The sequence below is a fragment of the Bacillus sp. JJ1122 genome, from assembly GCF_036964885.1.
Classification (GTDB): Bacteria; Bacillota; Bacilli; order Bacillales; family Cytobacillaceae; genus Mesobacillus.
On the sequence record NZ_JBALQL010000014.1, the window covers coordinates 1,053 to 10,013 of the forward strand.

Sequence of the window (8,961 nt, forward strand, 5' to 3'; positions counted from 1 at the left end):
GCCTGCTTTTTTCTTTTCATCATAATTGCTCATGGCATCCAGGATGTGCTGGATTTCCTCATCCATAGCACCAATAATTCCGATTCTCATACTCTTTACCTCCAAGTTATTATACATAGATTGTTATTTATAGAATTTAACTTATACTGTCAGCATTTTTGACATGCGGTTTGCTTCAAAAAGAATTTTTTCTTCATCGATGGTTAAGAATTGGCGATTCGCCATGAGTTGCTTCCCTTTGACATACACATCCCTTACATCCCTGCCCGACCCTGAGTATACAAGATGGGATACAGGATTATGTCGTGGGTAATAGAAGCTCTGGTTTGAATCAACTACAATCAAATCCGCATCCTTCCCCATCTCAAGAGAGCCGATCTTATTCTCCTGCCAAACAGCGGAAGCTCCATTAATCGTCGCCATCCTCAATGCTTGAACAGCGCTGATTGCAGTAGCATCTTGCGCCATCCCTTTATGGATTGTTGCGGCGGCTTTTAGTTCTTCAAATAAATCAAGATTGTTATTTGACGCGACACTGTCGGTTCCAAGGCTTACTGTGATGCCTTTTTCAATCATTTTGCTGACAGGAGAAATTCCGCTGCCCAGCTTCAGGTTGCTGATAATATTGTGTGAGACTTTTACATCCTTGCTGGCAAGAATATCAAGATCTGCCTCATTGACATGGACAGCATGCGCAACTAACGATGGCCGGTCAAAGAAACCAAGCTTTTCCAGGTGTGCGACAGGTGTCTCGCCAAATTCCTCAATATTTTTGTCTACCTCAAATTTTGTTTCAGACATATGCGTATGAAGCGGTACATTCAGTTCAACCGATTTTTCGATGATCTGGGTAATATACTCTGGCGAACATGTGTAAGGAGAATGAGGGGACAGCATGGTTGTTATTCGGCCATTTGCACCAGAATTCCAGTTTTTTGCAAACTGAGCAGCTTCATTTAGCTTGTTTTGGCGAAGCTCCTCTGAGCCAAAACCGATTACTCCTCTGCACAATACACCTCGGATCCCAGCGGCTTCAACAGCTTTTGCAACCTCGTCCATATTGTCATACATATCGACGAAAGTTGTCGTCCCCGTACGAATCATCTCAAGAATAGACAAATACGCTCCCCATTTCGCATGTTCAGGAGTATATTTAGCCTCAAGCGGCCATATTTTCTCTTCAAGCCACGTTTGCAGGTGCAAGTCATCAGCATATCCCCTGAGCAATGACATCGGTGAATGGCCATGAGTATTTACCAATCCAGGCAGGACGTAACTTCCTTTAAGATCAATTGTTTTTCCATATGCCGTGAGATCCTCCGGCGATTTGCCGACATAAACAATTCTTTCATCCTCAAATTCGATTGCTCCGGAATCGATCACTTCATTTTCCGCGTTACAAGTAATGATTGTGCCGTTATATAATAACGTTCTTGCCATATTATCTCTCCTATGTAAAATCACTGTTTAGCATGTGTTTGGTATTATGTACTAGAATTAGATCAAAGCCCCGCAAATATGCCCATCATTTAAATTTATCAAAAAACGTTTTATTTTTATAGAGATTTTGCTATTTTTTATTAGTAAGTATAAAAATCCAACATTGTTATAAGGAGATAAACATGGAATTCCATTTCGACTTAATTGAAGATAAGGTAGAATTTTTTGAAGCAATTGACTTAAAAACGCTTGAAAAGACTATAAACAAACAAATAGAAATCAATAAAGCCATTATGCTGTCGGTTCACCATGTTTCTCATCAAATGCACATCGATGATAAAGGACGACTGTTCTATTCAGCCGTTGTCCATTTCAAGGCGAAAAAGTAAAGGGGCCCATATTTCAGGACCCCCTTTAGCCAGCCTATCGTTTATCGTTTTGAATCAATTCTTCAACCTTTACCGGCTTCCAGCCCTGGCCTTCCACCCACTCAATAGCTACCCTGTAGGTTTGATCGCTGCCTTTTGCAGATATAGTGCCTACAGCCGTATTTGGTGCCCCATTATTCTCATTCCACCAAACCGTCATATTGTTTTTATCAATTCCAGTAGCATAAGAGTATGCCAATATCATTTCTTGCCAATCTACCGAATTCTGGTCAAAGACGGGAGCATGTTCTCCAGACTGAGTGGTTCCTACTGGCTGCCAGCCCGGGTTCTCAATTGTCTGTTTTACATTTGCATCGCTTCCGCCCTCAGTGACCACTGGATCGCCGAGGTCTTCACTGTCTTCAGATTCTGCTGACTCTGAATCATCTGCAGAATCATCATCCGATTGCTTTGTCTTTTCTCCATTATTATCTTCATCGGCATTTTCGCTGCCGTTGTTATCCTTGTTATCCTTTTTGCCTGAAGAAGCAGTGTCTTTTTCGTGGTCTGCAGTAGAATTGCTGTTGTCCGCTGCTCCTTCATCATTACTGAAAAAAATGTTTGCAGATACAAAGACAATTAATAAAATAACGACAACAATCAAGGTATTTAAAATAAGGTTGGTTTTTCTTCGCTTTGCCCTTGTTCTCGAACGGGCTCCCTCATTTAGGTTGTCATAATCATTTTTCAAGGTCTTTCCCTCCCTTTATAAGGTTGTCAACATTCTACCATGACTTAACACAAACTTGAAGGATTTTATCTTTATCTAATTAGTTACCAACCAATCAGCCCTCAGGCCATGAGTCATTCCTGATTATAGTCATAGACGGCTTTTACTATATCAGCAAACAGCGGGTTCACGCCACCTTCATCTTCTGGCACTCCTAAATTAACCGCGACAAGTGCATATTTTGGATTTTCATAGGGAAAATAACCTGCAAACCATTTGTTGTGAAGCTGCTTTTTTCCATCGTAAATTCCAGTCTCTGCTGTTCCGGATTTGCCAGCCACTGCATATGGCAAATTCTTGAACCACCGACCTGTTCCATGTTCATTTACAACTACTTCCCTTAAAAGCTTTTGAAGCTTCATAGCTGTATATGATGTGATTCTATCTCCTTTAAGCTTTTCCTTTGGAAACTCAGTCATTTCAGCACCATTCTGGTACTGGATCGATAGAACAGACCTGACCATATCCTTTTCTCCTCCCCGGGCAATCGTCGCCATCATATTCGCAACGGCCAATGGAGATACCCTTACCTCATGCTGTCCAATTCCGGATAAGGCTGAAAAGTTACGATCCTTTCGGGCATCCTCAGATACAAAAATCCTGCCTTCCTCTTCATCCTGCATCTGCTGGAAGTTTTCCAGGTGGAATATATCCCCTTTCCAGCCTACGCCGCCTGTAACAGAAAGCATTTCTGCATATCTTTCAAGAATAGTTGGATCTTTCTCCTGAAGCTCTCTTGCGATATCTCCGAATGTACGGTTGCAGCTTCTCGCAAAACTGTCAGTAAAATTGAGCATTCCATGATCGTATTTCAAATCAGGTTCTCCATTTAACTTTTTGCTGCAATCAAACTTCCGATTTGGATCATCAAGCCCGGAATCTATTGCCGCCGCCGCGACAACAGTCTTAAATACAGAACCAGGGATGTGCTGCTTGACCATCATATTCTCTATTCCCTTGTCGCTAAATGGCGCTTTCTTATTGATTTCCGGCCTAGATACCATCGATAGCACGCTATTGGTTTTGATATCGAGCAATACTACTCCGCCTTTTTTTATGTCATACTTGTCTACTGCTTCCTCGACAATCAGTTGAAGGTCCTTATCAATCGAGGTCTGCACGTTGATTGGATAAAACGGATTTGCCGGTTCAATATACTTTACATTAATGCCAAAAAGCGGTGCCCCTTCACCATCCACATGGTAGACAAGCTTCGATTTACCTTCCGCTAAGAGAAATTCATCAAAGCTTTTTTCGAGCCCTGAGAGGCCAATCAATGTCCTCGGAAGGAAATCCTTCTCCCCGTATCGTGATTTCAGCAGGCTCTCGTTTTCACCAATAATGCCAAGCAGCTGAGCCGCAGGGATTTTATCCAATGGATACTTACGCTCAACAGCAAATACACCGGGGATTTTCATTTCATTAATTGCATCCCTCTCGCTTTTGGTAAGAATCACAGGATCCGGATCTCCATACGCAAAGGGCTCCTTTGATTTTTCAACCGCATTCTTAAGTGCATACTCCGATACACCTATGGTCTTTGCAACCTGATGTACCTGCCAGTCCATCTTTTTTAAAAAAGGGAAAAGAACAAGGACCGATGACGTTTCATAGGATAAGGGATTACCTGAACGATCAAGGAAATTTCCCCTACCATTGTCAACCACCATTTCCTGTGACCTTTGCTTGACACTTGCCTCAATCAAATTAATCTCGTGCTTTGAAAATGATTCTGTATCAAGAAGCTGCAACTCCGCCAGCCTGAACAGAAGCAAGCCAATGCCGGCAATACATATGCTGATCCAGACAATCATTCTTTTCCTGCGCATAAAAAACACCTCGTCAAAAGTTTTGACGAGGTTTTGAAGTTTCAAACTGTTAAATTGGAACAGCATGAATAAATTTATTATCTTGCGTGAACGCGGTTTCCTGCATTCTTGTTAAAGAAGCCTACTTAATAGATGTAATACGGACGCTCATTTCGCCACCAGGAGTCTGTACAGAAACTTCATCCCCTACTTTTTTGCCCATTAAGCTTTTCGCAATCGGAGAGTCATTTGAAATTTTCCCTTCAAATGGATCTGCTTCAGCACTACCTACGATGGTGTAGGATTCTTCATCACCATCAGGAAGCTCTACGAAAGTGACAGTGCGGCCTAAGCTAACTGCATCTGTACTTAATTCGCCTTCCTCAATGATTTTTGCGTTGCGGATCATATTCTCCAAAGTTGTGATACGGCCCTCAACAAATGCTTGCTCTTCTTTTGCAGAATCATACTCAGAGTTTTCTGAAAGATCACCAAAGCTGCGAGCGATTTTTATTCTTTCAACAACTTCTTTACGTTTAACCGTTTTCAACATTTCCAATTCTTGTTCCAGCTTTTCTTTCCCAGCTAATGTCATAGGAAAAACTTTCTCTGTAGCCAAAATCCTTCACTCCTTCTAGTCTTCACAATTCCCCAAAAAATAGATTGTGTAATATTATATTATGTAACCTGAAAAATATACAGGAGCGCGTCCTTTTCAAGGGCGCGCATTAAAAGAGAGTCCAAACATGGACCATTAAATTAATCCGGACTAATAGAAGCACTGCTTAAGTACTTCTATGTCCAGCTTTATCTATGCTATTGTGTCACAAAAATGATTTTTGTTCAAGAATTGTTTGAATTTTTGTTACCATTAAGTCGATTGCGACATGATTATGTCCGCCCTCAGGAATGATAATATCTGCATAGCGTTTAGTAGGTTCAATGAACTGGTTGTGCATCGGCCTTACCACATTTACATATTGTTCAATGACTGAATCCATAGAACGGCCACGCTCTTTGATATCGCGAAGCAGTCTGCGGATAATGCGCAAATCTGCATCTGTATCAACATAAAGCTTCATATCCATCAGGTCCCTTAATCGCTCATCCTCAAGAATCAGGATTCCTTCCAGAATGATGACATCCTTCGGTTCTACATCAATGATTTCACTTGACCTTGTATGGATTGCATAATCATAAACAGGCTTCTCTATTGGTTCATAGCGAAGGAGTTTTTCGATATGCTCTATTAAAAGATCATTGTCAAATGCCAGCGGATGGTCGTAGTTTGTCTTTAAACGCTCTTCCATTGGCAAATGGCTTTGGTCTTTATAATAATAGTCTTGTTCTATCATCAGGATAGAATGGCCTTTAAAGCTATCAATGATCGCTTTCGTGACGCTTGTTTTTCCTGAGCCGGAGCCGCCGGCTACACCAATTACAACAGGCTTGCGGTTCATCCCTTACTTCTCCTTCCGCATCATGTTATTTGGGTAGACAGGCTTGTCCATCTTGAACTTAACGATTTGCAGAGGATGGCGGGCAACATCAAGTTCATTGCCATGTTCATCCCAGATTTTTTCAACCACTTGGGTAAAGTTCTCGATTTCCGGTCCAAAAAATTCAACTTCGTCGCCTGGCTTAAAGAAATTTCTTTGTTGCAGTGTCACCATTTGGTTTTCAGCATCATAATCAAGCACAAGTCCAGCAAAGTCAAATGTCGTCTTCTTGCTATGGTTTCCAAACATTTGCTCTTTATACCCAGGAACTCCCTCGAAGAAAGCAGTTGCTGTCTCACGGTTTGCACATTTATCAAGTTCTTCAAGCCACTCCTGCTTAATGACAAAGTTTTCAGGGTCCGCACAATAAGCATCAATTACTCTACGATATACACTTACAACTGTTGCAATGTAGTGAATAGACTTCATTCGGCCTTCAATTTTAAGGCTGTCAATTCCAATCTCGATCATGCGAGGGATTGATTCAATTAGCTTAAGATCTTTAGGGCTCATTGCAAACGGAGCATCGCTTTCACCGAACAACGGATTTTCTTCATTACCTTCCAGTGTGTACAAATCGTAATCCCAACGGCATGACTGGCAGCAGCCGCCACGGTTTGAATCGCGTGCAGTCATATGATTGCTTAAAGTACAGCGTCCAGAATAAGCAATACACATTGCGCCATGGATGAAGGTTTCGATTTCGATATCAACTTTTCCCTTCATTTCCTTGATCTCATCTGCACTAGTTTCACGTGCAAGAACAACGCGTTCCAGGCCTTCTTCCTTCCAGAATTGAACGGCCTTCCAGTTAGAAAGGGATTGCTGCGTGCTCAAGTGAACCTCGATTTCAGGAGCAACCCTGCGGCATGTTTCTATGATTAATGGGTCAGCCACGATAATACCGTGAACTCCTGCTTCCTTTAACCCCATTAAATATTCTTCTAAGCCATCTATATTTTCATTATGGGCAAAAATATTAGTCGTAACATATATCTTCGCGCCGTATTTCTTAGCAAATTCGACGCCTTCCTTCATTTCCTCAAATGTAAAGTTATCTGCGTTTGAACGTAAACCATACTCCTGGCCGCCAATAAATACGGCATCTGCACCATAATGGACGGCAATCTTCAATTTTTCAAGATTTCCGGCTGGAGCAAGCAGTTCTGGTTTTTTCACAATCACACGTTTTCCGTCAACAATTTGTGAAATCTTGTCTGTCACTGCTGTCATGACGCTACCTCCTTATATTCTAACTTCTAGTAAACAGTCTCTTTAAAGAAGAATCCAGTATCAAGCGGGCGGTTTGGCGGCTGGATTGCTTCCGCTGCAGCCAGCAGCTCCTCTTTTTCATCTTCGTATTGGTCAGGTTCTTCTACAGCCAAATCAATCGCTTTGCGGTAAAGCTTCGTTACTTCCAAAATATATTCTGGACTCTTAAGAATTCCATCAATCTTAAAAGAATCGATTCCTGCTTCAACAAGCTCTGTCAGCTCATCGATAATACAAATATCATTTGGACTCATAATATGAGTTCCATTTTCGTCTTCAAAAATAGGATATTTGTTTTCACGCTCTTTATCATGAAGGAACATATTTTGTTCCTTTTTTCGGTTTTCGACTTGCATTGCCTTGCCCTGATATTCAAAATAATGACCAAGGAGCGGGCGTTTGGATTGGAACATATTCATCATTCCGTGAACCTGGACCTCAATCTCGACTTCTGCGTTCTCCTTCATATCAACAATAGCATCCATGTTAATTTCTCTGGCAAGAACAGCCCTTTTTGCGCCTTTTCTTCCCCAGTAATTGCATGTATACCAGTTTGTGCCTGTTGTTTCCGTACTCCAGTGCAGCTTCAAGCCGGGTGTGTGTTCTTTAGCAGCCATCAAGACCGCTGGATCACCAAAGATAACAGCATCCACATTGATATCCTTTAAGAATGTCAGATACTCTCCCAGCAACTCAATCTTTTCATTATGGAAAAGAGCGTTCATCGCTACATAGATTTTCTTGCCTTTGGAGTGTGCAAGTTCTACTGCTGTTTTTACATCTTCACGTAAAAATTCACCAGCAAGACGAAGTCCAAATTTTTGTTCTCCGACAACAAACGCATCCGCTCCAGCTTCAGCTAAAGGAATAATATCATTTACACTGACCGGTGTTACCAATAATTCAGGTTTCTTCATTCCGCTCACCTCTTCTTACTAACCGCTACACCATCGCCAATCGGAAGTATGATCGTATCATACTCTGGATGACTGGACAGCCAGCGGTTGAATTCATCTATTTTTTTCACAAGACTGCGAATCCTCTTGCTTTCAATCACTTGTTCATCATAAACATGGCCCTTGAAAAGCACATTGTCGGTAATGATCAGCCCTCCAGGCTTAAGTGACCTGGAATAAATTTCAAAAAATTTCCTGTACTGGCCCTTCGCCGCATCAATGAAAATGGCATCGAATGGAGCGTGTTCGCTTACTTCCTGTTCAAGCTCCAATGCATCTCCTTTTACTTGGACAATTTGTCCCTGCAAACCTGACCGTTTGATGTAATCTACAGCCAGATTAAATCGTTCCTCATCACGTTCGAGTGTCACGATTTTTGTTCCAGGAAGAGCAAATGCCATCCTGAGTGCTGAGTAGCCAATTGCTGTGCCTACTTCAAGAATCACTTCAGGCTGCTGAAGCCGCAAGAGCTGAAGCATCGTTTCAATCCCTGCTGGCTCCATGATTGGGACACCATTGGTTTCCGCGTACTCTTCCATTTCAGCAAGCAAGCCTTGCCTCGGGAGTATAAGAGAGTCTATATAATCCTGCAGCTTTTCATTTAGCAAGCTGCCCTCACCTCTATTCAATGGCTAGAAAATCAGCCAGTGTGAAAATCTATATATGCCCAAGAAAATTAGGGCTCGGAGCATGAAAAAAATAGCGTTCACAGGATAAGAGAGGCAAACTTCAGATTGCCAGAAACCAGACAAACTGCTTCTTCAGCCGTGTTAGGCCATAACTCTTAATTCTGTAATGCACGCTATCCAAAGAAAAGCGGAAGCGCCT

General features: G+C 41.9%; 9 protein-coding genes. 1 reads left to right on the forward strand and 8 read right to left on the reverse strand.

Features of this window, described 5'->3' with window-relative positions; translation table 11 throughout:
* Positions 1-141 precede the first annotated feature (141 nt).
* The gene (locus V7201_RS08015) at positions 142-1,440 is read right to left on the reverse strand and encodes an amidohydrolase family protein (RefSeq protein ID WP_335376255.1); all 1,299 of its coding nucleotides are present in this window, start codon (positions 1,438-1,440) and stop codon (positions 142-144) included.
* A 182-nt stretch (positions 1,441-1,622) separates the two neighbouring features.
* Here V7201_RS08015 and V7201_RS08020 point away from each other — a divergent pair, with 182 nt between their 5' ends.
* Positions 1,623-1,829: a DUF2536 family protein gene (locus V7201_RS08020; protein ID WP_335376256.1), complete on the forward strand. Its 207-nt coding sequence runs from the start codon at positions 1,623-1,625 to the stop codon at positions 1,827-1,829.
* A 34-nt stretch (positions 1,830-1,863) separates the two neighbouring features.
* Here the strand turns inward: V7201_RS08020 and V7201_RS08025 are convergent, their stop codons facing one another.
* The 7 genes from V7201_RS08025 to V7201_RS08055 form a co-directional block, all read right to left on the reverse strand.
* Positions 1,864-2,559: a YrrS family protein gene (locus V7201_RS08025; protein ID WP_335376257.1), complete on the reverse strand. Its 696-nt coding sequence runs from the start codon at positions 2,557-2,559 to the stop codon at positions 1,864-1,866.
* A 113-nt stretch (positions 2,560-2,672) separates the two neighbouring features.
* Positions 2,673-4,427, reverse strand: coding sequence for a peptidoglycan D,D-transpeptidase FtsI family protein (locus V7201_RS08030; protein ID WP_335376258.1), 1,755 nt, complete (start codon positions 4,425-4,427; stop codon positions 2,673-2,675).
* Positions 4,428-4,548: 121 nt separating this feature from the next.
* Positions 4,549-5,025 (reverse strand): transcription elongation factor GreA, encoded by a 477-nt coding sequence (greA, locus tag V7201_RS08035; RefSeq protein ID WP_335376259.1) that lies wholly within the window; start codon positions 5,023-5,025, stop codon positions 4,549-4,551.
* A 205-nt stretch (positions 5,026-5,230) separates the two neighbouring features.
* Complete coding sequence (gene udk, locus V7201_RS08040) at positions 5,231-5,866, reverse strand: uridine kinase (protein WP_207500101.1); 636 nt, start codon at positions 5,864-5,866, stop codon at positions 5,231-5,233.
* A gap of 3 nt (positions 5,867-5,869) precedes the next feature.
* A complete protein-coding gene (locus V7201_RS08045; protein ID WP_335376260.1) occupies positions 5,870-7,138 on the reverse strand; it encodes a peptidase U32 family protein in 1,269 nt (422 codons plus the stop codon).
* Positions 7,139-7,164: 26 nt separating this feature from the next.
* On the reverse strand, positions 7,165-8,094 hold the full coding sequence (locus V7201_RS08050; RefSeq protein WP_335376261.1) for a peptidase U32 family protein: 930 nt from the start codon (positions 8,092-8,094) through the stop codon (positions 7,165-7,167).
* A 5-nt stretch (positions 8,095-8,099) separates the two neighbouring features.
* Positions 8,100-8,741, reverse strand: a complete 642-nt coding sequence (locus tag V7201_RS08055; protein WP_335376262.1) for an O-methyltransferase — start codon at positions 8,739-8,741, stop codon at positions 8,100-8,102.
* Between the last annotated feature and the right edge of the window lie 220 nt (positions 8,742-8,961).

Excerpts from the sequence above, each read along its gene's own strand:
- V7201_RS08015 (WP_335376255.1), bottom strand. The coding sequence starts at position 1,440 with ATGGCAAGAACGTTATTATATAACGGCACAATCATTACTTGTAACGCG.
- V7201_RS08020 (WP_335376256.1), top strand. The coding sequence starts at position 1,623 with ATGGAATTCCATTTCGACTTAATTGAAGATAAGGTAGAATTTTTTGAA.
- V7201_RS08030 (WP_335376258.1), bottom strand. The coding sequence starts at position 4,427 with ATGCGCAGGAAAAGAATGATTGTCTGGATCAGCATATGTATTGCCGGC.
- udk (WP_207500101.1), bottom strand. The coding sequence starts at position 5,866 with ATGAACCGCAAGCCTGTTGTAATTGGTGTAGCCGGCGGCTCCGGCTCA.
- V7201_RS08045 (WP_335376260.1), bottom strand. The coding sequence starts at position 7,138 with ATGACAGCAGTGACAGACAAGATTTCACAAATTGTTGACGGAAAACGT.
- V7201_RS08050 (WP_335376261.1), bottom strand. The coding sequence starts at position 8,094 with ATGAAGAAACCTGAATTATTGGTAACACCGGTCAGTGTAAATGATATT.